This window comes from uncultured Gimesia sp. (genome assembly GCF_963972345.1).
GTDB lineage: Bacteria > Planctomycetota > Planctomycetia > Planctomycetales > Planctomycetaceae > Gimesia.
On sequence record NZ_CAXAVM010000118.1, the window covers coordinates 1 to 22,135 of the forward strand.

Annotated in this window: 18 protein-coding genes; 12 read left to right on the forward strand and 6 right to left on the reverse strand. The window is 50.9% G+C overall.

Annotation, left to right across the window (positions count from 1 at the left end; genetic code table 11):
* The 8 genes from AACZ40_RS18425 to AACZ40_RS18460 all read left to right on the forward strand — a co-directional run.
* On the forward strand, window positions 1-1,187 hold a 1,187-nt coding region (locus AACZ40_RS18425; RefSeq protein ID WP_339675358.1), incomplete at its 5' end, for an ATP-binding protein.
* Between the two features lie 255 nt (window positions 1,188-1,442).
* Complete coding sequence (locus tag AACZ40_RS18430; protein ID WP_291174467.1) at window positions 1,443-2,450, forward strand: PstS family phosphate ABC transporter substrate-binding protein; 1,008 nt, start codon at window positions 1,443-1,445, stop codon at window positions 2,448-2,450.
* Entirely contained in the window at window positions 2,450-3,442 is a 993-nt protein-coding gene (gene pstC / locus AACZ40_RS18435; RefSeq protein WP_291174469.1) for a phosphate ABC transporter permease subunit PstC, read from the forward strand. Before AACZ40_RS18430 ends, pstC begins: the two co-directional genes overlap by 1 nt.
* Complete coding sequence (gene pstA, locus AACZ40_RS18440; RefSeq protein ID WP_291174471.1) at window positions 3,439-4,317, forward strand: phosphate ABC transporter permease PstA; 879 nt, start codon at window positions 3,439-3,441, stop codon at window positions 4,315-4,317. The genes pstC and pstA overlap by 4 nt, the downstream gene beginning before the upstream one ends.
* A gap of 99 nt (window positions 4,318-4,416) precedes the next feature.
* Window positions 4,417-5,307 (forward strand): phosphate ABC transporter ATP-binding protein PstB, encoded by an 891-nt coding sequence (gene pstB, locus AACZ40_RS18445; protein ID WP_339675362.1) that lies wholly within the window; start codon window positions 4,417-4,419, stop codon window positions 5,305-5,307.
* A 4-nt stretch (window positions 5,308-5,311) separates the two neighbouring features.
* Window positions 5,312-5,983 (forward strand): phosphate signaling complex protein PhoU, encoded by a 672-nt coding sequence (gene phoU / locus AACZ40_RS18450; protein WP_291174472.1) that lies wholly within the window; start codon window positions 5,312-5,314, stop codon window positions 5,981-5,983.
* A 33-nt stretch (window positions 5,984-6,016) separates the two neighbouring features.
* Window positions 6,017-6,730 (forward strand): response regulator transcription factor, encoded by a 714-nt coding sequence (locus AACZ40_RS18455; RefSeq protein ID WP_291174474.1) that lies wholly within the window; start codon window positions 6,017-6,019, stop codon window positions 6,728-6,730.
* A 479-nt stretch (window positions 6,731-7,209) separates the two neighbouring features.
* Window positions 7,210-7,497 (forward strand): (2Fe-2S)-binding protein, encoded by a 288-nt coding sequence (locus AACZ40_RS18460; protein WP_291174476.1) that lies wholly within the window; start codon window positions 7,210-7,212, stop codon window positions 7,495-7,497.
* A 96-nt stretch (window positions 7,498-7,593) separates the two neighbouring features.
* On the opposite strand, the gene bfr is transcribed toward AACZ40_RS18460, so the two are convergent.
* The 3 genes from bfr to AACZ40_RS18475 form a co-directional block, all read right to left on the reverse strand.
* Entirely contained in the window at window positions 7,594-8,064 is a 471-nt protein-coding gene (gene bfr / locus AACZ40_RS18465; protein ID WP_291174478.1) for a bacterioferritin, read from the reverse strand.
* Window positions 8,065-8,264: 200 nt separating this feature from the next.
* On the reverse strand, window positions 8,265-9,065 hold the full coding sequence (locus AACZ40_RS18470; protein ID WP_291174480.1) for a DUF1080 domain-containing protein: 801 nt from the start codon (window positions 9,063-9,065) through the stop codon (window positions 8,265-8,267).
* Window positions 9,066-9,355: 290 nt separating this feature from the next.
* A complete protein-coding gene (locus AACZ40_RS18475) occupies window positions 9,356-9,589 on the reverse strand; it encodes a hypothetical protein (protein WP_291174482.1) in 234 nt (77 codons plus the stop codon).
* A gap of 645 nt (window positions 9,590-10,234) precedes the next feature.
* Between AACZ40_RS18475 and AACZ40_RS18480 the strand changes: the two genes are divergently transcribed.
* Window positions 10,235-10,432 (forward strand): cold shock domain-containing protein, encoded by a 198-nt coding sequence (locus AACZ40_RS18480; protein ID WP_002649150.1) that lies wholly within the window; start codon window positions 10,235-10,237, stop codon window positions 10,430-10,432.
* Window positions 10,433-10,450: 18 nt separating this feature from the next.
* Here AACZ40_RS18480 and AACZ40_RS18485 read toward each other — a convergent pair whose 3' ends face one another.
* A complete protein-coding gene (locus tag AACZ40_RS18485) occupies window positions 10,451-11,323 on the reverse strand; it encodes a fumarylacetoacetate hydrolase family protein (RefSeq protein ID WP_291174485.1) in 873 nt (290 codons plus the stop codon).
* A gap of 308 nt (window positions 11,324-11,631) precedes the next feature.
* Between AACZ40_RS18485 and purM the strand changes: the two genes are divergently transcribed.
* Window positions 11,632-12,708, forward strand: coding sequence for a phosphoribosylformylglycinamidine cyclo-ligase (purM, locus tag AACZ40_RS18490; protein ID WP_291174487.1), 1,077 nt, complete (start codon window positions 11,632-11,634; stop codon window positions 12,706-12,708).
* A 30-nt stretch (window positions 12,709-12,738) separates the two neighbouring features.
* On the opposite strand, the gene AACZ40_RS18495 is transcribed toward purM, so the two are convergent.
* Complete coding sequence (locus tag AACZ40_RS18495) at window positions 12,739-13,959, reverse strand: acyltransferase family protein (protein WP_291174489.1); 1,221 nt, start codon at window positions 13,957-13,959, stop codon at window positions 12,739-12,741.
* A 161-nt stretch (window positions 13,960-14,120) separates the two neighbouring features.
* The gene (locus AACZ40_RS18500) at window positions 14,121-15,281 is read right to left on the reverse strand and encodes a XylR family transcriptional regulator (protein ID WP_291174491.1); all 1,161 of its coding nucleotides are present in this window, start codon (window positions 15,279-15,281) and stop codon (window positions 14,121-14,123) included.
* Window positions 15,282-15,552: 271 nt separating this feature from the next.
* Between AACZ40_RS18500 and AACZ40_RS18505 the strand changes: the two genes are divergently transcribed.
* Together AACZ40_RS18505 and AACZ40_RS18510 are read left to right on the forward strand one after the other, a co-directional pair.
* Window positions 15,553-16,668 carry a Gfo/Idh/MocA family oxidoreductase gene (locus AACZ40_RS18505; RefSeq protein WP_291174493.1) on the forward strand — a complete coding sequence of 372 codons (1,116 nt, stop codon included), beginning with the start codon at window positions 15,553-15,555 and terminating at the stop codon, window positions 16,666-16,668.
* An 80-nt stretch (window positions 16,669-16,748) separates the two neighbouring features.
* Window positions 16,749-21,977, forward strand: coding sequence for a PVC-type heme-binding CxxCH protein (locus AACZ40_RS18510; protein ID WP_339675368.1), 5,229 nt, complete (start codon window positions 16,749-16,751; stop codon window positions 21,975-21,977).
* The last annotated feature ends 158 nt before the right edge of the window (window positions 21,978-22,135 follow it).

A 22,135-nucleotide genomic window follows, 5' to 3' on the forward strand; every position in this document is an offset into this window, starting at 1 on the left:
TTCGTCCCTTGACGATTCTGACGAACGCCGCCGAGTCCATTGCGAATGGGGATTATGATCAGAAGCTTTATTTCCCGCAGCAGGACGAGCTGGGAATTCTGGCGCAGTCTTTTAATCACATGAGCAGGGAGATGGCGGAGCGGGTGCGGCAGTTGCAGGCCAGTGGAGACCGTTTAAGTACCGTTCTGGAGGGCATGGTCGAAGGTGTGATTGCGATCAACGAACGACAGCATGTGCTGTTCGCCAATGAATCTGCAGGCAGGCTGCTGTTTTTCTCACCGGAGGCCGCGGAAGGTAAAGCGCTGTTTGAATCGGTGCGGAATCATCAGCTCCAGAAATCAGTCACGGAAGTGCTGAAGACGCTGGAGCCTCAGCGGATGGAAGTTGAGCTGGAAAGCACCAGTGATCGCATCCTGGGTGTAACCACCACTCCCTTGCCCGGCACGCCCTGTCCTGGTCTGGTGATTGTGCTGTTTGATATGACGGAATTACGCCGCCTGGAGTCACTGCGGCAGGAGTTTGTGGCGAATGTCTCACATGAATTGAAAACGCCTCTCAGCTCGATCAAAGCGTACACGGAAACGCTGATTCGGGGTGCGATGGATGATCCCGAGATCAACAAGACCTTTTTGCTGCGAATTGAAGAACAGGCCGACCGGTTACATCAGCTGATCCTTGATCTGATCAGCCTGGCGAGTATTGAATCCGGAAACCAGGTATTTGATATCATCAGTATCGAGCTGAAGCCTTTCGTCGAATCCTGCCTGGTGGATCAACAGAAAGTAGCCGAGTCAAAACAGATCGAACTGATAATCGAGGAAAAGGATCCCGGTATCAAAGTGAAAGCCGATGAAGAAGGGCTGCATCAGATCCTGGGGAACCTGATTAACAATGCGATTAAATACACGCCGGACCAAGGGCGAATTACGATTCGCTGGCAACTGGATAAGAGAAATATGGTGTTACTGCAGGTACAGGACACCGGAATCGGGATCGAGGAAAAACATCTGGCGCGGCTGTTTGAGCGCTTTTTCCGGGTTGATAAAGCCCGTTCCCGGGAGCTGGGAGGAACCGGTCTGGGGCTCTCGATCGTCAAGCATCTGGTTCAATCTTTTAAGGGAACCATTGGTGTGAACAGCAAGGTTGGTGAAGGCAGTACGTTTTCCGTAAGACTGCCACGAGGATAATCTTCACAAATTATCGCGACGTAAGATGCTTCTCTCAAACAGGTTAAGATACATTTCTCCGGGCGTTTTGATGTTCCGGAAAGATTAAGTACTTCACGGTTTCTTAATATTATCTTAACAAATTGCGGTTATGGTAACGCACGTCTGAATCAGACAGGTCACGTCCTCACTTTTCTGATCTGAAGAGTGTGGCGTGAATTGAAACAAATATTCAAATTGTTTACCAGCATATCGCAATGGGGAGAGACTGACGAAATGATCACAACGAACACCGGGAAAGTATTGGCGCTGTTGAGTCTGGCCATTGGCGTTTCCCTGATTGGTGTTGGATGCTCAGGAGGCGGCAACAACAGTAATGGACCAGCTGCAAAATCTGCAGGTTCAGAACCAGAGAGTTCCGGCGCAGGAGCCGGGGATCTGGCAGGAGATGTCAAAATTGACGGGTCCAGTACCGTCTATCCTGTGAGTGAAGCTGTGGCCGAAGAGTTTCGTGCGGTTCAACCCAAAGTCCGCGTGACCGTAGGTTTTTCAGGTACCGGCGGCGGCATGAAGAAATTTATTGCCGGCGAAGTGGATATCTGCGATGCCTCGCGTGCGATGAAGGAAAAAGAAGCAACCGCATGTAAAGAACAGGGGATTGAATATATCGAGCTGTCAGTTGCCTTTGATGGTCTGGCCGTGATTGTGAATCCTGAAAACAGCTGGTGTGACTGTCTGACTGTCGGACAGTTGAAAGAATTATGGCGACCAGAAAGTGGCGTCAAACAGTGGAAAGACCTTGATCCCAAGTGGCCTGCAGAAGACATCAAGCTTTACGGTCCGGGAACAGACTCGGGAACTTTTGATTATTTCACAGAAGCGATTGTGGGTGAGTCGAAAGCCAGTCGTGCAGATTACACTGCCAGTGAAGATGATAACGTACTGGTCACGGGAGTTTCAGAAGACAAGAACTCCCTGGGATACTTCGGGTTCGCCTACTACGAAGAGAATAAAGACAAGCTGAAGCTGCTGGGCGTTGATGGTGGTGAAGGTTGTAAGAAACCTTCTCTGGAAACCGTACGAAATAATTCTTATGCCCCCTTGTCCCGGCCGCTGTTCATTTACGTTCGGAAATCTGCATTAGAGCGACCTGAAGTTGTTGCCTTTGTGAAATTCTACCTGGAAAACGCGGCTGCCCTGTCTAAAGACGTGGGTTATGTGCCGGTCTCCGACGAAGTTCAGAAAGCCAACATGGAAGCCTTTAACGGAGCTACATCCAAGTAATGGAAGATCGTTCGAATCAGGAACAATCGACTAAGATTGAAGGTGGTGAGGCAGCTGTCATTCAGCTGTCTCGCGTTTCCTCTTTAGAAAAGGCGGGGGGGCTGTGGTGCAGTCTGCGTCCTTTCTACGAGGGCTGCATACACTTTATGCTGTTTGTCTGTGCCAGCATTTCCATTCTGGTGACCGTAGGCATTGTCGTGGTGCTGCTGTATGAGTCAGTGCAGTTCTTTTACGATGTTCCCATCCTTGAGTTCTTAACGGGTACCAGATGGTCGCCGCTGTTAAAGCCTCAGCATTTTGGTATTTTACCCCTGCTGTGTGGAACAATGCTGGTTGCCGGCGGTTCGGCAATTGTTGCAGTACCCATCGGTCTGGGGACTGCGATTTATCTGAGCGAATATGCGTCTCCCCGTTTTCGAGATATCGTGAAACCGATGCTGGAAATTCTGGCAGGAATTCCTTCCGTCGTATTTGGATATCTGGCAATCGTATTTGTCTCGCCGATTATTCGTGAGATCTTCCCCAGTGCCGGCGTTTTTAATGCGGCGAGTGCCTGTATCGTAGTCGGGATCATGATCCTGCCGATGATTATTTCCCTTAGTGAAGATATCCTGCAGTCAGTCCCGCTCTCTTTGAGGGCAGCTGCTTTTGCACTGGGAGCCAATAAATTTGAGGTGACAGTACGTGTGATAGTGCCCGCGGCCTTGTCTGGAATTATGGCCAGTTTTCTCCTGGCCATTTCACGTGCGATTGGTGAGACGATGGCCGTGACGCTGGCAGCCGGGGCCACACCTAAGCTGACACTGAATCCCCTGGAAAGTATTCAGACAATGACCGCTTATATTGTGCAGGTGAGCCAGGGGGATACACCGACGGGTACGCTGGAATATCGAACCATTTTTGCAGTGGGTCTGGCCTTGTTTATCACCACGATGGTGATGAATGTGATTGCTCAATATATTCTCTCTCGAGTAGGAGAGCGTTACGAATGAGCTCAAAACCTGATATTTATACAACAAAGCGGCGTGGTCGTATCACAAATATGCTGTTTACGTCTGCCTGTTTCCTGGCGACCATGACATGTATATTTTTGCTCGTGCTGTTGATCTGGAATATTATCATACAGGGAAAAGGCTGGCTGAGCTGGGAATTCATTGAGCGCCTGCCTTCCCGTTTTCCTGATAAAGCGGGGATCAAGACTGCGTTGTGGGGCAGTATCTGGTTGATCAGCCTGACGGCGATGTTCTCTGTTCCCCTGGGAGTCGGTGCAGCCCTCTATCTGGAGGAGTATGCCCCCCGCAGTCGCTGGCGTAAATTGATTCAGTTGAATATTGCCAATCTGGCTGGAGTGCCTTCCATCGTATACGGCATCCTGGGCCTGGGTCTGTTTGTGCGGGCGCTGCAACTGGAGCGGAGTGTACTCTCCGGGGCACTGACGCTGACGCTGGTTGTATTGCCCATTATTATTCTGGCTTCACAGGAAGCGTTAAGAGCGGTTCCCGATTCGATTCGACGATCGGCGTATGCTCTGGGTGCCACTCGCTGGCAGACCGTGTGGTATCAGGTATTGCCGGCATCTCTGCCAGGCATCATGACGGGTGTGATTTTATCACTGTCTCGTGCCTTAGGCGAGGCTGCACCGTTAATTGCAGTGGGAGCAATGGCTTATGTGCCCTTTGTTCCCGAGAGGCTGACTGATGAGTTTACAGCGTTACCGATCCAGATTTTCATCTGGACTTCCCGGCCGCAGGAGGATTTTCATCATCTGGCCGCTGCCGGGATTCTGGTACTGCTGGTGGTACTGGTCAGTATGAACGCGATCGCCATTTTTGTACGTCATAAATACGGGAAAAAGATCCGCTGGTAATCTGAATGGATTTGATGTTACCTGGAAAAACAGAGAAATACATCGACACAGTTTTGATCAAAAGCATCTATAATTGGTTTCAGCAAGGATTTTCAATCCATGGCTTCAACACCCTCGGTTAAAAAACATATGCAATCATCCGACAAGACGACTTCCGATCATTCGAAAAGCCCGATCGTCCGTCCTTCCATTCCGGAAGGGAAAAGCATGCGGACCGCCGATGAACTAGCGCAGGCCACGGAAAAAATCAGCGTGACCGATCTGTCGTTTTATTATTCGGAGAATCGTGCATTAACAGATATTTCGCTTTCCATACCGGAACGCTGTGTGACTGCTTTTATTGGCCCGTCAGGTTGTGGCAAGTCGACGTTTTTACGATGTTTCAATCGAATGAACGATATGATTGAAGGGACGCGGGTGGAAGGTGAAATCCTGCTGGAGGGGCAGAATATCTATTCCCCTCGCACGGACATTGTCAGTCTGCGTAAACGGATTGGAATGGTATTTCAGAAATCGACTCCCTTTCCCAAATCCATTTTTGACAATGTGTCCTTCGGTCCTAAAATTGCCGGCATCCGCAGGAAAAAGGATTTATTCGAGATAGTAGAACGTTCACTGCAGCGATCTGCTCTGTGGGATGAGGTCAAGGATCGTTTGAGTGAATCGGCTCTGAATCTGTCAGGAGGGCAGCAGCAGCGGTTGTGCATCGCCCGGGCACTGGCGAATGATCCGGATATCCTGTTGATGGACGAACCGGCATCCGCACTGGACCCGGCTTCTACCGCCCGGATTGAAGACCTGATATTTGAACTGAAAGAACAGTATACGATAGTAATTGTGACGCACAATATGCAGCAGGCAGCACGTGTTTCTGACCAGGCTGCATTTTTCTATCAGGGGCTGCTGGTGGAATCGGGGGCAACAGAAGAGTTGTTTACGAATCCCCGGAAACAACAGACCGAGGACTATATTACAGGCAGATTTGGATAAGCCGATGACAAAGCACTTGCAGCGCGATATGGAGTTTCTTGAAAGAGAGATTATCACACAGTCATCGCTGGTGGAGGAGATGATCTCCAAGGCCAGTCGTGCCCTGTATGAAGTTCAAGTTGACCTGGCAAATGAAGTGATCGAGAAAGAACGTGCCATCAACGAGAGTGAAGTTAAGATTGAAGAAGAGTGTCTGAAAATCCTGGCATTGCATCAACCCGTGGCCGTGGATTTACGTGAAACAGCAACTGTTTTGAAAATCAACAGTGACCTGGAACGGATCGCCGACCTGGCGGTGAATATTGCGGAGCGGACCATTGGTCTGTCGCACTACCCTAACTTTCGTATTCCCGCTTCCCTGGAGCCAATGACAAAAGTCACCGTCTCCATGTTGCGTGATGCGATTGATGCTTTTATTGATTTCGACTCTGAAAAAGCTCGCAGCGTGTGCAAGCGAGATGATATTGTAGATGGTTACAATCGGGAGATTATCAATGAAATTTATCAGTTGATGCAGACCGATCCCAGCTTGATTAAACCGGCATTACATTTCTTTTCTTCCGCTCGCCACATCGAACGTATTGCCGACCATACAACTAATATTGCTGAAGATGTGATTTATCTGACCGAGGGTGAAATTGTCCGCCATCGGCATAAGGAAACATTTTCTACCTGATTCAATTTCATTTAGGTGGTGTAAGAAAAAAACATGTCAAAGAAACGCATTCTTGTAATTGAAGATGATCGTTCTCTCTCTGAAGTCCTCGCATATAACCTGCGGCAGGAGAAGTACGACGCAGTGGTTGCCCTGGATGGAATGGACGGGCTGCGACAGGCGCAGCTCAAAACTCCCGATCTGATTATTCTGGATCTGATGCTGCCACAGATGGACGGGCTGGAAGTCTGTCGCCGTCTCCGATCGGATCCTGTCACCAGCAATGTGCTGATCCTGATGCTGACAGCCAAGTCGGAAGAAACCGACCAGGTGGTTGGTTTCACGTTAGGAGCCGACGATTACGTAACCAAACCATTCAGTGTCAAAATTCTGCTGGAACGGATCAAGGCTCTGCTCAGACGCCGAGAAAGTAACGGGGAAGCTTCAGACACGATTGTCAGTCAGGGAGTAATGATCGACCGCAGACGACATCGAGTTATGATTGATGATATTCCGGTATCCTTAACCCGTAGTGAATTTGAGCTGCTGGAAGCGTTGGTTCGTCAGCCTGGTCGCGTTTTCTCTCGGGCCGAGCTGATTGATGCCGCTCTGGGAGATGATGCTTTGGTGCTGGAGCGGACCATCGATGTGCACATCAGGGCTTTGCGTCAAAAGCTGGAAAAACATTCGGAGTTGATTGAGACAGTCCGAGGTGTTGGCTATCGCTTTCGGGATCCTGATACGGCCTTCAAAAAGCAGCCTACCTAATAGCTTTCAGTTTATTTAATCACAACAGGTCTGCTTTGAAATGCAGGCCTGTTTTTGTATCTGGTGCTTGAGAAAGGCGGTTTTTCATCTCTGTTTTTCAAAACAATGTGTACATAAAGTCTCTCGCCGGGAGGTGTCTCTCCGTAGAAGTAAAAAATCTTTTTTGAGAGTAGTTGACAGTACTCAAAAGACCGATATACTATCCTTAGTTGAGACTGAGTCTCATACTCTGGTGTCTTGCCTGCTTGGGAATGGCATGTTATCCGAAATCGACTGCACGCTGTCTGGTGTGCTCTCCTGATATGGGATACCTGTCAATTCAAGATGGATGGGGTGCCAGCTACTGTGAAGTCAAACCTGAAAACGGGACTTAAAGACCGTTCCTGCCTTTTCGAGTCCTGTAATCATCACTCAATCAGCTTTCAATTAAAAAAACATCAGTCACACGGGATGCGTCTGATGTCTGGGTATCACGAGAAATGTCTACCGTTACCGAGAGCCAGTTTGAACGAGCAACGGCAATCCCTGTCCCTGAGATTGCGCCCCGTCGAAAATTTCTCTGTCACTGCCTGAAGGTGACGCCAGAGGAAGTGCAGCAGTGCATTACTGTCAGCAATGCTGAGACAGTGCATGAAGTAACGCGGGGTTGTGGCGCAGGAAAAGGCTGTACGGCCTGCCATTGTCGTATTAAAGATCTGCTGGCAGGTTCCTGCGATGACTGTGGCCAGTCTAAGCGGCGTTGCCTGTGTGCGGCGCAGCCAGCGTAGTCTTTTCTCATTCACATCAGCCCCTTGGGGGGCTTTTTGCTTAGATCCCCGCGCTGGAAAGCAGGCCAGATGCCTGCTTTCTCTGGGAATAGCCGTTTATTCGCGGATCTGTTCTGCCAGATAATTCTGGATTCCGACCTGTTTGATCAGTTCCAGCTGTGATTCACACCAGTCGATGCTTTCTTCAGATTCAACGACCATCTGGTCCATCAGCTCGCGGCTGCCGGCATCTTTTTCTTCGTGGCACAATTCAATAGCCGTGTTGTAGGTAGACACGCCCTTCATCTCCAGTTCGAGGCTGTTCTGGATCTGTTCCTCTACCGTTTTGCCAACACGAATGACGTCATAGCGGGCAATTTCAGGCACGCCGTCAAGGTACAGGATCCGGTCGATGACCTGATCTGCGTGCTTCATTTCTTCGATGGATTCATCATAAAAGTGCTTGGCCAGCTTATCAAATCCCCAGTCTTTGCACATTTTGGAGGAGATGAAATACAGGTTGATGGCTGTCAGCTCGATTGTGAGCCCATCGTTTAATGCGTCAATTATTTTCTGACTACCCTTCATTGGTCTTACTTTCTCTTTCTGATAACTGGTAATGCTGCCTTCAACCGGGAGACACGCTGCTTGTAGTATTCGGGAATGAGGAGACTTGTTCCAGACTGAAGCGATTGAAAATCCACTATTTTTATGGATTGAAACAAGATCTCTCCCCTCCCGGCCTGTCGCAGGTATTGTTTGAAACAGATTCTCAATTCAGGGCCGAATTAAGGTTCCAGGTTCAGAAGTTCTACTTTACGAAATTCGATGGGGTGGCTTTCAGACTGCAGCGAGATCGTACCCTGATCGAGCATGACGGGCGCGCCCTGAGCAATCAGTTTTTTTGCATCGGCGTCCACGGGGTCCAGTTGTGGTTTCGTATAGGAAAGCACCGTTTTCCCGTCAATAACATGCTTGATGATCTTATTTCCCCGGACCTCGACCTCGACGGTAACCCATTGATCGCCATGGTAGGTTTTAGAGTGAGAATTCACGCAATGCGGTTTGAACAGCTTGTCTTCCATCACAACATGGGTACCCGGGGTGCAGAGATTGGCAGTTGTGCGGGTTCCTGTCCCTTTGCCGCCCAATAGCTGCACTTCAATGGAAACCGGGAATCGCTGATCTTTCGACATGCTTTCCGGGGTCTGGCCATGAACCATGATCCCACTGTTGCGAAAGGCCCAGCCTGGTCCACCTGTAGACTGCTCGCCGGTAAACCGGTATTCGACACGGATGATGTAATGTGAAAACGGTGTTTTGTAAAACAGGTGCCCGAATTTTTCTGCGAATTCACCGTACTGATCATAGCCGACTTTCAGTAAGCCATCTTCAACGCGAAACGTATCGCCAAAATTTTCGTTGACCTCGTAACCTCGAATTTTAACGGTCCAGTCATTTAGGTCTTTTCCATTGAACAGTGGAATCCATTGTTTTTCCGCCGGGGAATCAGCTGCAGCAGCGATGGAACCAAAGCAGAGGGTTAATAACATTGTCAGGCAAAACGTCAGGGATGAAGTAGCTTTCACGAATGGATTCCTTAATCACGGCGCGTGCAATACAGGCTGGACAACGGACAATCCGATGTTCGGAAGACCTGGGTCATGAGATCAGTCAGGCAGGAGTAAAGTGAAGTTAACCTGACGGACTTTGATTCGATTATAAACCACAATGCGGCAAATGACATGTTTTTGAGAATGAACTTCACGGTTTTCAACAGGTCCCGAGGAGAGTCTCTTTGCATCTACAAAAAAACGCCCGTTCAAAATAAACGGGCGTTTCAAATCAAAGAGGTACCAGAGAACTGGTTTCGGCAAGCTTAGGTGCCGGATTCTTCTTTTTTAGGTTCTTCTCCGCCTTCTGGTACTTCAGCGCCAGCACCACCGGTTGTGGAACCAGCTTCAGCGGGAGCATCACCGGCGGGCGCTTCATCAGCAGGTGCAGGGGCGGGGGCAGGTGCATCAGCTGCAGGTTTACCACATCCAACGGCCCATGCTGAGATACTGATTGTTGCCAGCACGACGAACAGTCGGCTCAGTTTTGTGAAAGACATTCTATTGTCCCTTCCGAATAGTTGTTATTGAAAATGAGTCACTTGGTCTCTGTCCATGAAAGACACTGTCTAACAGCATTAAAAAATGAGACAGGGTAGATTTCAAGCGACAATCATCGTTTAAACTCATATTTCAGTTTGAAATCACCGAAAGACGGCTGTTTTTTCAGTCCAGTTGACTCTACTCACAGGATAACAAATGGGAACTGGAGAGAAAAAAGGGGTTAGACGGATTCTGCTCCTCTCTGAAATCAGGGCGGATCGGGTGCCAAATTCCTGGAAAAAGGTCAAGATTAAATCCAGGTAAACCCTTATTTTCAGTCAGAATCTTAAGAAATTAGTTTTTTAGAATTCTCAAAATTTTTATAAGAAACTTTGATATAACAGTTTGCTAATTCGTTCAGGGTTTGTCACACTTATCTCAGGTTGAGTGAGACTGAAGTGGTTTTAATCTTATTCACATAAGTGTCCAATTCGCTCACTACCTGAATTTGCCCTTATTTTGCGTTATAATACGCTGTGCGTATTTTTTTCAGTGTGTCACTCTTTATAAGCAGCGAGTTTGCTAAAAGTAGTGATCAGTTACAGAGTGACAATAAACTCCGTTTTATTGTCGAGAGACTTTTAAGTTAGAGGATGGGCTTTATGGCCACTGGAACAATCAAAAAAATTACTGAAAAAGGGTTTGGCTTCATTAACGATGGCCAACAGGATATCTTTTTTCATCTCTCATCACTGGATGGTGTCACATTCGATCAACTGGTTGAAGGTCAAACTGTAGAGTTTGAAACCGAAAAGAGTGATCGAGGCCTGCGTGCAGTTCGAGTTACTACTTCCGAGTAGAATCTGGATCAAAACATTTCAATTCCACGCTTCCACGGTATTGTGTAACATTCCGAGCCCCTGTATCTCGATGCAAGCCTGGTCTCCAGGCTTCAGGTATACGGGGGGTTTACGGGCCATGCCAACTCCGGGGGGCGTACCGGTAAAGATAATATCACCGGGTTCGAGTGTCAGTATCTGAGACACGAACGCGATTACCTCTTCGATGGTAAAGATAAACTTATCGGTATTGGAATTCTGCAAAACCTCTCCATTAAGTGTCAATTTAATGGGGAGGCTGTTTGCATTTTTGATCTCATCTGCCGTTACCAGATAAGGGCCAGTCGGCGCAAAGGTGTCCGCTGTTTTTCCCAGCAGCCACTGTCCGCCCGGACGTCCAATCTGCCAGTCGCGCGCTGAGACATCGTGGCCGTTCATATAGCCGGCGATGTAGCCTGGTGCGTCTGCCTGGGTCACGTTACGACATGACTTTCCGATTACTGCTACCAGTTCGGCTTCGTAGTCAACTTCGCGGGCAACAGAGGGAATCCGTATCGGCTGTCCTGAGCCGGTTACAGAGCTGCTGAACTTGCTGAAACAGACCGGTTCATCAGGGAATGGCATGCCTGTTTCTTCTGCATGGTCACGGTAATTTAAACCGATACAGAGCACCTTTCCCGGTACCGGAATCGGTGCCAGCAGGGTGCCTGTAATCTGTCGATCTGCCTGTTGAGCCTGCTCTGCGGCTAACCGGGCGCGCTCCAGGCCTCCTTCGATCGTCAGAATCCCTTTCAGTGATTGGGGCAGACTTTCATCAAAAGCCAGTAGATCAAAAAATGTCAGCGCTTTGTCCTGGTCAATCACGGAGACAACTTGAATGCCTTTTTCTGTCTGGATTGTCGCTAACTTCATGCAGGTCTTCTCCTTGGATGAATATATTCTGAGAGATTCAGGAAGCAGCTTCACCGTAAATCGGGATTCGCTGGAATCTTATGCCGCTGCCTCAGGCGGGTGTAGTGAACGTCAGGATCATAGCGTTCCATTTCATTGAGATACAGGTCTGTTTCCGGTTTTCCTGTCGTGGGTTTCAAATAACTGACAGCTATGATTTTCTTCTCGACGGCGGAATGTTATGCTGTCGGCTGTGGGTTTTCTCTGAAGATCAGCAGGAAATCTGATGCAAAAATTCTGTTTCAGCTCTTATTTATTCGGATGTGATCATGACCAAAGCGACCTATAAAGATGCCGGTGTTGACCTGGATCTCTATCAGAAAGCAATGTCTTCCATCCATCCCCTGCTGGCAAAAACCCATCTGGCTCAAAAATCACGCGTGATGGATCTGCCCGGAGGATTTGCTGGCCTGTTCCGCTTGAATAACCCCGAACCTGGTCCCGCTGGTCGAAAATATGAAGACCCGGTACTGGTTTCTGGTACCGATGGGGTCGGAACCAAAATCAAAGTGGCGATTGAAGCGGAAACTTATAATACGATTGGCATCGACCTGGTCGCTATGTGTGTCAATGACTGCCTCTGCCTGGGGGCGGAACCGTTGTTCTTTCTCGATTACATCGCGCTAGGCAAGGATGACCCCGAGCGGCTGGTGGAACTCATGGAAGGGGTCAGCAAAGGTTGTGTGCTCTCGAAGTCTGCTCTGCTGGGCGGAGAAACGGCAATCATGCCTGACCTGTACGGCGATGGTGACTTTGATATGGCCGGCTTCTCAGTGGGTGTTGTCGAACGCAACCAGGTTCTGGACGGGCATGCCATCCAGGCAGGTGATGTCGTACTGGGACTTGAATCAAGTGGTTTTCACTCCAACGGCTACAGCCTGATCCGCAAAGTTGTTTTTGAAATGGCGGGACTGGGGATTAACGATCCGATTGAAGAATTAAATCAGCGAACCGTCGCCAGTGTGCTGCTGGAGCCCACCCGGATCTACGCAGCGGCTATCAGTTCCGTTGTTCGCAGCTATCCCAATCAGATTGTGATCAGCGGAATGGCACATATCACTGGCGGAGGTCTGGTTGAAAATATCGAGCGAATTCTGCCTGCCAACCGTCGAATTGAGATCAAGAAATCAGCCTGGGACGTACCTCCTGCCTTTGACTGGCTGCAGTCACTGGGAAATATTGATGAGGAGGAAATGTTCCGCGTCTTCAACATGGGAATCGGCATGGTGGCGATCGTCAGGGCAGATCAGGCGAAAGCGGTTCGTGAAAAACTGCTGGCCAGCCAATGCCCCACACATATTCTGGGTAAAGTCACTCAAGGCGAAAAGCAGGTCACGCTCGTTTGAAGTCTGGTGTGCTGAGCCAGTTCCTTTTGATCAAAGTCTCAAGTGAATTTTGTTCTTTTCCAGATGACGCACGATCAGCCAGGTGATCCAGAAAAAAAGCACGAAGCTGCCCCAGGCATACCAGGAGGCGGCATCTCTGGTAGTGAATGGTTTGACGGCTTCTCCCACCAGGTCATGCAGAATATAGGCGACCAGTGCATTCGTTCCCAGAGTCCGAAAGAGGGGAATCTGTAAATTGCCCCGGTCGCAAGCCAGGTGAAACAGCAGATAAACAAACAGCGAAAGTCCTGCTGAAAAGACGAGGTAGGACAGCGTTCCCGCCCGCTGACTCATCATCCAGTAATTCCATTGCCGCTGATCCTGTTCCGGCGGTTTAACGAACGGCGGTTCCGCCAGATACTCTGACAGCGGTTCTCCCTGTTTCGCTTTCAGTTGTGCTTCGTCAGGAATGATGGGGTGAGAGGCCAGTTTCTGTCGCTGGTTGGCGGGAGTGGATTGCGCAGCAACCGGGACATTATACAATCGTGTGCCGCAGGAAATGGCCCAGCCCAACAGCATCAGGGCAAACGACCAGAAGAGAATCGGTTTCACGCGGGGCAAACCTTCTGCTTCCACGACCCAGTCACAGGCCAGTGTGCCGATGATCGCAGGAATCGTCCAGGTTAAAAACCCCAGCGGACCGCCATCGATGCCATTCGGCGGAGAATTCACCCAGGTAAAATAAAAGTAATAAGACAGAATCACGTGGGCCACAGCGGAGAGAACCATAAAGCCAATCCGCACAGAAGCCCGCGATCGAATGACGGGGGTAATCCAGAGCGACGTCACCGCGATGTGCATCAGCGTCTGGAACCAGTTCCGTTTCAGCGGGTCAGCAATCGCGCCCCAGATACCCAGAGATTGCAGTTCCTCCCAGGTTTTTGCGACGGGAGAAACGCGGTAGATAATCAGCGAAACCAGCACCAGCCCCAGCAGCCGTCTCACAACGCGCAGGTAAGCTGAAACAGCGCCATCTGTCTGAACCCGTCTCCCGAACGTCAATCGATAAGCAAAACCGACGGCGAACAGGAAGTGTGGCATAATCGTGTCAGCATAGCTGCAATACGTATTGTGATGTTTGAGCACGACGGGGCAGGCCACGAAAAAGCCCATGTAATTGACCAGGAACATACCGGCCACCGTGTAGCCTCGAAACTGATCCAGGGAAACGATGCGTTTCTTGAATTTCTCGGACGACGTGGAGTCTGTCATGCTGATCCGTCTGTTTCAAAAAGCTTAAGGAAAAAGCGGGGAGCGTTAGTAGTAGCCTCTACTATACGGTCTGACATACAAATTGAAACAGAGCCCTTTTAAATTCGTGGGAAGAGGCAGGATATGTTTGCACCCTGTTTCCTGACACCCCATTTCGGTTTTCAGCGTGTTCGTTTCTGAGTGCGACGGAAGCTTCCCGGGGTTGTACCGGTCTGTTTTTTGAAGGCGACATTCAGGTACTCGGCATGGCGAAAGCCCGTGCGCTCTGCAATTTCAATTAATGAGAGTTCGGTTTCTTCCAGCAGTTGTTTCACACGATCCAGGCGGATGCGCATGATCTCTTCGTGAGGAGAGCGGCCGATGATTTTCTGGAAGCGACTCTCCAGGACCCGACGTGACAGAGGCACCGATTTCAAAACATCCTGCACATTAATACCATCGCAGGCCTGCTGACGAATGAAACGCACGGCATCAGATATCAGTTTATCGTCGATCGCCTGAATGTCCGTGGATTGTCGCGTCGCAATGCCCAGCGGTTTGATCAGCTGCGCTTCCGACGAAACCGCTTCACCGGCAATCATGCGGTCCAGCAACGCTGCGGCTTCATAGCCGGTGAGCTTTGTATTCGGGATGACGCTGGAGAGCGGGGGCTCGGAAAGATTGCAGAGGATCTCATCATTATCGACGCCGATAATCGCGACTTCTTCGGGCACGGCGACATTGATCGTCCGACAGACGTCGAGCAGCTGCTGCGCTTTAATATCGTAACAGGCCATCACCCCCACCGGTTTGGGAAGCGCCCGAATCCAGTCTGCCAGACGTTTCTGTTCGACTTCCCAGGGAGCCGCCTGTTTCCTGCCACTCGTCTGTGGATAAGTATGACAGTGAAAACCAGCTGCCTGAATGTATTCCTGAAAATGGGTTTCACGCCAGCGGGACCAGTTGAAACGATGATCGCCACAAAATGCATAGTGTTGAAAACCACGATCGATCAGATGTCGGGCGGCGAGGGAAGCAATCGCGCGATCATCGGTCTCCACCCAGGGAAGTGAAGGTGCCAGTCGGGCAGCACTTACATCGACGGCAGGCACACCCGCATTCACAACCGCTTCCGCAATCTTTGTGTTCTCAATCCGGGCGATAATGCCATCGCCGTGCCAGTTGTTCAGCCAGCTGACAGGAACGTTGCCTCTGCCATGTTCGGGCAGATAGATCGACCAGGAATGGTGTTCATGAATATAAGACATGATCCCCCGCAACAGACCACGGGCGTAGGAGTTAGACGACTCAATCAATAACGCAATAGAAGGCCGTGTTTTCATGGATGGGGGAACTTGTTTTGGGAGTGAACGACGATTCCGCTGAACGTAATATTCTTAAGGAAACCCACTGTTCTAAAACAGGAAATCAAAAACAGTGCCGGTAATTGCAGAATCAGACTGATTCTGGTTTAGTGAAATATCTCAATTTAATCTGCGCAAGTTTACATGGTAACTGGTCGCTCCTGTTTTACAATAAAGAACGTGGGTACGGCTCCGATGTAAGAAGGTTCCGTCCGGATAGAAGCGTCTCCTGCAGCTTTGAAGGATTGCCATGAGTGAGAAACAGATGAATGTTGCGATTGTCGGTCTCGGCTTTGGAGCCGAGTTCATTCCCATCTACCAGGCACATCCGCATGCGAATCTGTACGCGATCTGTCAGCGATCCGAAACACATCTGAATCATATCGGCGATACCTTCGGAATCGAGAAACGCTACACTTCTTATGATGAACTGCTGGCCGATCCGAATGTGGACGCCGTCCACATCAATACGCCGATCCCCGATCACGCACCGCAATCCATCAAAGCACTCAAAGCGGGTAAGCATGTCGCCTGTACGGTACCGATGGCGACGACGGTTGCCGAGTGTGAAGAGATCGTCAAGACAGTCAAAGAGACCGGCCTGAAATATATGATGATGGAAACTGTGGTCTACAGCCGCGAGTTTTTATTCATCAAGGAGATGTACGACAAAGGGGAACTGGGAAAAATTCAATACATGCAGGCCAGTCACCCGCAGGACATGGAAGGCTGGCCGGAATATTGGGAGCGGATGATTCCCATGCATTACGCGACGCATGTCGTCAGCCCGGTATTAGGCATGGTCGATGGTCGCGCCGAGTATGTCAGCTGCTTCGGTTCCGGCACAGTGAATGATGAAATCGCCGAGAAATCAGGGAACCGCTTCGCCGTCGAGACCTGTCACATCAAAATTAAAGATTCCGACATAGCCGCACACATCTGGCGGTTCCTGTTTGATACCGCGCGGCAGTACCGTGAATCGGTTGACGTCTATGGGACGAAGAAATCATTCGAGTGGCCTTTAATCGAAGGCGAAAACCCGGTGCTGCATACCGCGAAAAAGCCGGAACCGGAAATCCCCGAACGAGTGGAAGTGCCCGATTACGCACACCTGCTCCCACCTGAGATTCAGAAATTTACCCGGGCGATTCACGACGCCGAGCATCTGTCGTTCCTGCAGGGTGCCGGGCATGGCGGGTCGCATCCACATCTTGTGGATGCGTTTTTGAAGTCGCTGTTGGAAGATGCTGATCCCTGGCCGAACGCGCCACTCTCTGCCAACTGGACCTGTGTCGGAATTCTGGCGCATGAGTCGGCGCTCGCGGGAGGTGAAATCAAACCTCTGCCTGCCTTCACGCTGGAATGAGCAACGCTCTGAATTCTGCCTTTCTCTGAAACGCTTCTCGAATCATTTTTATTTCAGTTATCTCTCCGAGGAGAATCGTTATGGCTCGTTACTCCCTGTTTCTACTGTGCCTGCTGATGTCGGCAGTACCGCTCTCTGCAGCCGAAGAGTTCGTCATCCACCAGTTTGAACGCCAGCAACTGGGGGACAAATTCTATGCAGAAGGCGCGACGTTCGCCGATATCAACCAGGATGGAAAGGCAGATGTCATCTCGGGACCATACTGGTACGAGGGGCCCGAATTTCAGAAACGGCATGAATACTATCCGGTCAAGGAATGGAGTATCAACGGCTATTCCGATAACTTTTTTGCTTTCACTCACGACATCAACAAAGACAAGTGGCCCGATATTCTGATCATCGGTTTCCCGGGGAAAGAAGCATTCTGGTACGCCAACCCCCAGAACAAAAAGGGGCACTGGAAAAAGCATCTGGCACATCCCGTCGTCGATAATGAATCGCCCACCTATACCGACTTGACCGGCGATGGGGAACCCGAACTGGTCTTTCATACCGCAGGACAACTGGGTTACGCCGGGCCGGGAAAAGATCCGACCGCGCCCTGGGAGTTCCATGCGATTTCTCCCAATCTCAAGTATGGTCGTTTCACACACGGTCTGGGAGTCGGTGATGTCAACGGCGATGGTCGCGCGGATGTTCTTGAGAAGAATGGCTGGTGGGAACAGCCGGCGGAGATCAGCAAACCCGGTTTCTGGACGCGGCATCCCTTCAAGTTTTCGGGAGCCGGCGGTGCCCAGATGTATGCTTACGATATCGACGGCGATAGCGATCAGGATGTCATCACCAGCAAAGCCGCACACGCCTACGGACTCGCGTGGTTCGAAAATGTGAAGGACGGCGACGACATCACATTCGTTGAACATCGCATCATGGGCAGCAAACCGGAAGAGAACAACTACGGCGTCGTGTTTTCCCAGCTACACGCCGTCGATCTGGTCGATATGGACGGCGATGGAATTAAAGACATCGTCACCGGCAAACGATTCTGGGCGCACCAGGGGCATGATCCGGGAGCGAAGGAACCGCCCGTCAATTACTGGTTCAAAACAGTACGCTCCAAATCGGGTGTCGATTTCCTCCCCTATCAGATCAATGACAAATCCGGCGTCGGAACACAGGTCGTCACGGGCGATCTCAATGGCGACAAGCTGCCGGATCTGGTGGTCGGGAATAAATCCGGCGCCTATGTCCTGCTCCACAAAACAGAGAAAGTGGACGAAGCCACCTGGAAAAAAGCACAGCCGAAAAAGTTTGTGCCTGAGAAAGTCTCCGTAAAAAATGAGCTCAAGCCGGGAGAGTTTTACGCCACGAATTCAGAAGGAAAGCGGCTGAACGTCGACTTTGAACTCGGGAATCTGAATGACTGGATTGCAGACGGCGAAGCTTTTCAGTCGCAGCCTGCCAAAGACGATATGGTACAGGCCCGTCGTACTGACATGCGCAGCAATCATCAGGGGCAGTTCTGGGTTGGCACCTTTGAATTCCTGCAAGACAAGCCTGTCGGAACGTTGACTTCCGCAAAGATTAAGGTCGATCATCCCTACGCCACTTTTTATGTCGGCGGTGGACAGCATGATTCCACGCGAGTGGAAATCGTAGACCATGCGACCGGCAAAGTGATTGCCAAAGCCAGCGGTCGCAACAATGAGGCCATGCATCAGACACTGGTCGATCTTTCCAAATATCAGGGCAAGGAGATCTTCATCCGCCTGGTCGATCAGCATCGAGGTGGCTGGGGACACATTAACTTCGATCATTTTCGCTTCCACGATCAGAAACCCGCCGCTCTGGATGTGGCAAACAATGACGCTCCCAAAAAAGAACATACCCAGAAATACGATGGTCTGCCGGGCCACAAAGCCGCTGAGGTGATGACGGTTCCCGAAGGCTTCTCCGTATCGCTCATCGCTGCCGAGCCCGATGTCCAGCAGCCAATCGCCATGACGATTGACGATCGCGGACGACTCTGGGTGGCCGAATCGTATGCCTATCCCAGCAAACAGCCCGAGGGGAAAGGAAAAGACCGGATTCTGATCTTCGAAGACAAAGACGCCGACGGAAAGTTTGAGACCCGTAAAATCTTTCAGGACAAACTCAACCTGGTCAGCGGACTGGAAGTCGGCTTTGGTGGCGTCTGGGTGGGACAGGCGCCCTACCTGCTCTTCATTCCTGACAAGAATGGCGATGACAAACCCGATGCAGAACCGCAGATTCTGCTGGATGGCTGGCATTATGAAGACACACACGAAACGCTGAACTCATTCATCTGGGGACCCGATGGCTGGCTCTATGGATGCCATGGCGTGTTTACTCATTCCCGAGTCGGGAAGCCCGGCACACCCGATGATCAGCGGCAGCCCATCAACGCCGGCATCTGGCGCTATCATCCCACCCGCCACGAATTCGAAGTCTTCGCCCATGGAACCAGTAATCCCTGGGGTGTCGACTTCAACGATCAGGGGCAGTGCTTCCTGAGCTGTTGTGTGATTCCTCACCTGTTCCATATCGTTCAGAACGCCCGCTATCGCAGACAGGCCGGACAGCACTTCAATCCTTATACCTACGATGACATCAAGACCATCGCGAAGCACAGACACTGGACCGGCGGTCAATGGAATCAGTCGGACCGGGTAGCCTCCGATCTGGTCGGAGGCGGTCATGCGCATGCCGGTGCGATGATTTATCTGGGGGGAAACTGGCCTGAAAAGTATCGCAATCAGCTGTTCATGAATAACATTCACGGCGCCCGTTTGAATCAGGATCAGCTGGCACGGAAAGGCTCGGGCTATGAAGGAGATTTCGCACCCGATTTCCTGTTCGCCAACGATCGTTCCTCACAGATTCTCTACCTGCGGTATGGGCCGGACGGGCAGGTGTATTTCATCGACTGGTACGATACGAATCAGTGTCATCATCGTGAATTTCAGAAACATGACCGCTCGAACGGTCGTATTTTCAGGGTCGCGTATAACAATGCGAAACCTGTCAAAGTCGATCTGCAGAAGCTGACGAGTGCCGAACTCGTCAAGCTGCAGTTACATGATAACGACTGGTACGTCCGCCAGTCTCGGCGCATTCTGCAGGAACGGGGACCCGATCCGGAAGTCCATGCCCAACTGGCAGAAATCGCTTTCCAGAATGACGATGTCACACGACGTCTACGGGCATTATGGGCTCTGCATGTGACCGGCGGTTTGTCAGAAGCCAAAGTCATGCAGGCTTTAAAAGACCCCAGTGAATTCATGCGGGGCTGGGCCATCCAGCTTGCTCTGGAAACGGGAACACCTTCCCAGGCGCTGCTCGCGAAAATGGCTCAACTCGCGCAGAGTGATCCTTCTCCCGTCGTGCGGTTGGATCTGGGATCTGCCGTCAATCGACTCCCCCTGGATCAGCGCTGGGATATCCTGTCTGGCCTGGTCAGTCATGCAGAAGATCAGAACGATCACAATCTGCCGCTGTTGTACTGGTATGCGATTGAGCCATTGGCACCGCATGATATGCAACGTGCGTTTCAGCTGGCGGATGCCTCCGAGATTCCTTTAATCGAGTCCTATACCCTGCGGCGAATTGCCGATATCGGAACAGCCGACGCAGTCGCTTTCCTGGTCGAACAGCTGGGGCAGTCGACAACCGCAGCCCGCCAGAAAGTCTTTCTCGATTCCATCAACAGCGCGCTGCGGGGACGTCGTCAGTTCCCGATGCCCGAACCCTGGAAAACGGTCGGTCAAAAACTGATCGCCAGCAAAGATCCGGTTGTGAAATCAGAGTCGCTGGCGCTGGCGGTGACCTTCGGAGATCCGGCGGCGATGCAGCAGTTACGCGAAATCGTGGCCAGTCAGCAGAACGATCTCCCAGGTCGCAAGTCGGCACTGGCTTCTTTACTGGGTGCGAAAGACCCGGAGCTGCAACCCATTCTGATTCCTTTACTCGACGATCCGACCATGCGACGGGAAGCCTTACGCGGCCTGGCCGGTTACTCTGCCGCCGACACCGCTGCTGAAATTCTCAAACGTTATCCCCGGTTCGATCTGAATGAAAAACGGGATGCCCTTAACACGCTCGCCAGTCGACGCGAATACGCGCATCAGCTCGTGGCAGCTGTCGAAGCCAAACAAATCGCCGCTAAAGATCTCTCCGCGGAAATCATTCGCCAGCTGGGCAATCTCAAGGACAAAAGTCTGAATGAAAAGATTGGCAAAGTCTGGGGCATCGTGCGCGAGTCGGCTGCTGATAAGAAAAAGCAGATCGCCAGTTTCAAGAATATGATCGAACGCCCGCAGCCCACCCCCGATCTGAATCTGGGACGCGCTGTATTCGCCAAAACCTGCCAGCAGTGTCACAAACTGTTTGGCACGGGGGAAGCAATCGGACCTGAGTTGACCGGTTCCAATCGGGCAAACCTTGATTATCTGCTCTCCAATGTGATTGACCCGAGTGCCGTCATGGCGAAAGACTATCAACCCGCTGTCATCGTAACCGAGTCCGGACGAATCGTAACCGGCATCATTAAGAAAGAAGATAACAACGCGGTCACCGTCGCAACCGCCAACGAGACGGTCATCATACCACGTGATGAAATTGATGAAATGAGCCTGAGTGATAAATCGATGATGCCGGACAATCTCTGGAAGCAACTGAGCCGCATCGAAGTCCGTTCGCTGGTCGCATACCTGGCCAGTTCGCAACAGGTTCCCATGCAGGCGACGGCCGATAATCTGAAGCTGTTTTTCAACGGACAGAACCTCGCTGGCTGGACCGGAAACAGTCAGCTCTGGTCGGTCGAAAACGGCGAGATCGTCGGACGTTCGCCGGGCATCAAGCAGAATGAATTCCTCGTCAGCGATCTGCAGGTAGGGGATTTTGAACTGAAACTCAAAGTCAAACTCACACCCAACACCGGTAACAGTGGCATTCAGTTTCGCAGCAGTCTTGAACCGGGCGGCCATGTCAAAGGCTACCAGGCAGACGCCGGTAAAGGCTGGTGGGGAAAACTCTATGAAGAACATGGTCGCGGTCTCCTGTTTAAAAATTCGGGTGAAGCTTATGTTCGTGAAGGAGAATGGAACGAGTATCGCATCGTCGCGGTTGGCCCGCAGATTCGTACTTTCATTAACGGAAATCTCTGTACCGACCTCAACGATCCCCAGGGCGCCAAGACCGGCATCATCGCCTTCCAGATTCATTCCGGCGGCCCCATGGAAGTTCGCTTCAAAGATCTGGAATTAAATCTGGCCCCCAAAACCGACTGATCGAACCACGGTCAGACTGGTTTTTACCACAAAAACCAGTTTGACCGTTTGTCAGTTCTTTTCGCATCAACTTCAGCCTCCTGTCAGAGAAAGCTGAATAAACTCCCCTTGACGCCGCCGCGCCAACAGCGATAAGCGCTGTTTTGGGTCGCGCGCGT

What these genes read in the sequence shown, in the direction of transcription:
- AACZ40_RS18430 (WP_291174467.1), top strand. Translation starts at nt 1,443, where the DNA reads ATGATCACAACGAACACCGGGAAAGTATTGGCGCTGTTGAGTCTGGCC.
- pstC (WP_291174469.1), top strand. Translation starts at nt 2,450, where the DNA reads ATGGAAGATCGTTCGAATCAGGAACAATCGACTAAGATTGAAGGTGGT.
- pstA (WP_291174471.1), top strand. Translation starts at nt 3,439, where the DNA reads ATGAGCTCAAAACCTGATATTTATACAACAAAGCGGCGTGGTCGTATC.
- pstB (WP_339675362.1), top strand. Translation starts at nt 4,417, where the DNA reads ATGGCTTCAACACCCTCGGTTAAAAAACATATGCAATCATCCGACAAG.
- phoU (WP_291174472.1), top strand. Translation starts at nt 5,312, where the DNA reads ATGACAAAGCACTTGCAGCGCGATATGGAGTTTCTTGAAAGAGAGATT.
- AACZ40_RS18455 (WP_291174474.1), top strand. Translation starts at nt 6,017, where the DNA reads ATGTCAAAGAAACGCATTCTTGTAATTGAAGATGATCGTTCTCTCTCT.
- AACZ40_RS18460 (WP_291174476.1), top strand. Translation starts at nt 7,210, where the DNA reads ATGTCTACCGTTACCGAGAGCCAGTTTGAACGAGCAACGGCAATCCCT.
- bfr (WP_291174478.1), bottom strand. Translation starts at nt 8,064, where the DNA reads ATGAAGGGTAGTCAGAAAATAATTGACGCATTAAACGATGGGCTCACA.
- AACZ40_RS18475 (WP_291174482.1), bottom strand. Translation starts at nt 9,589, where the DNA reads ATGTCTTTCACAAAACTGAGCCGACTGTTCGTCGTGCTGGCAACAATC.
- AACZ40_RS18480 (WP_002649150.1), top strand. Translation starts at nt 10,235, where the DNA reads ATGGCCACTGGAACAATCAAAAAAATTACTGAAAAAGGGTTTGGCTTC.
- AACZ40_RS18485 (WP_291174485.1), bottom strand. Translation starts at nt 11,323, where the DNA reads ATGAAGTTAGCGACAATCCAGACAGAAAAAGGCATTCAAGTTGTCTCC.
- purM (WP_291174487.1), top strand. Translation starts at nt 11,632, where the DNA reads ATGACCAAAGCGACCTATAAAGATGCCGGTGTTGACCTGGATCTCTAT.
- AACZ40_RS18495 (WP_291174489.1), bottom strand. Translation starts at nt 13,959, where the DNA reads ATGACAGACTCCACGTCGTCCGAGAAATTCAAGAAACGCATCGTTTCC.
- AACZ40_RS18500 (WP_291174491.1), bottom strand. Translation starts at nt 15,281, where the DNA reads ATGAAAACACGGCCTTCTATTGCGTTATTGATTGAGTCGTCTAACTCC.
- AACZ40_RS18505 (WP_291174493.1), top strand. Translation starts at nt 15,553, where the DNA reads ATGAGTGAGAAACAGATGAATGTTGCGATTGTCGGTCTCGGCTTTGGA.
- AACZ40_RS18510 (WP_339675368.1), top strand. Translation starts at nt 16,749, where the DNA reads ATGGCTCGTTACTCCCTGTTTCTACTGTGCCTGCTGATGTCGGCAGTA.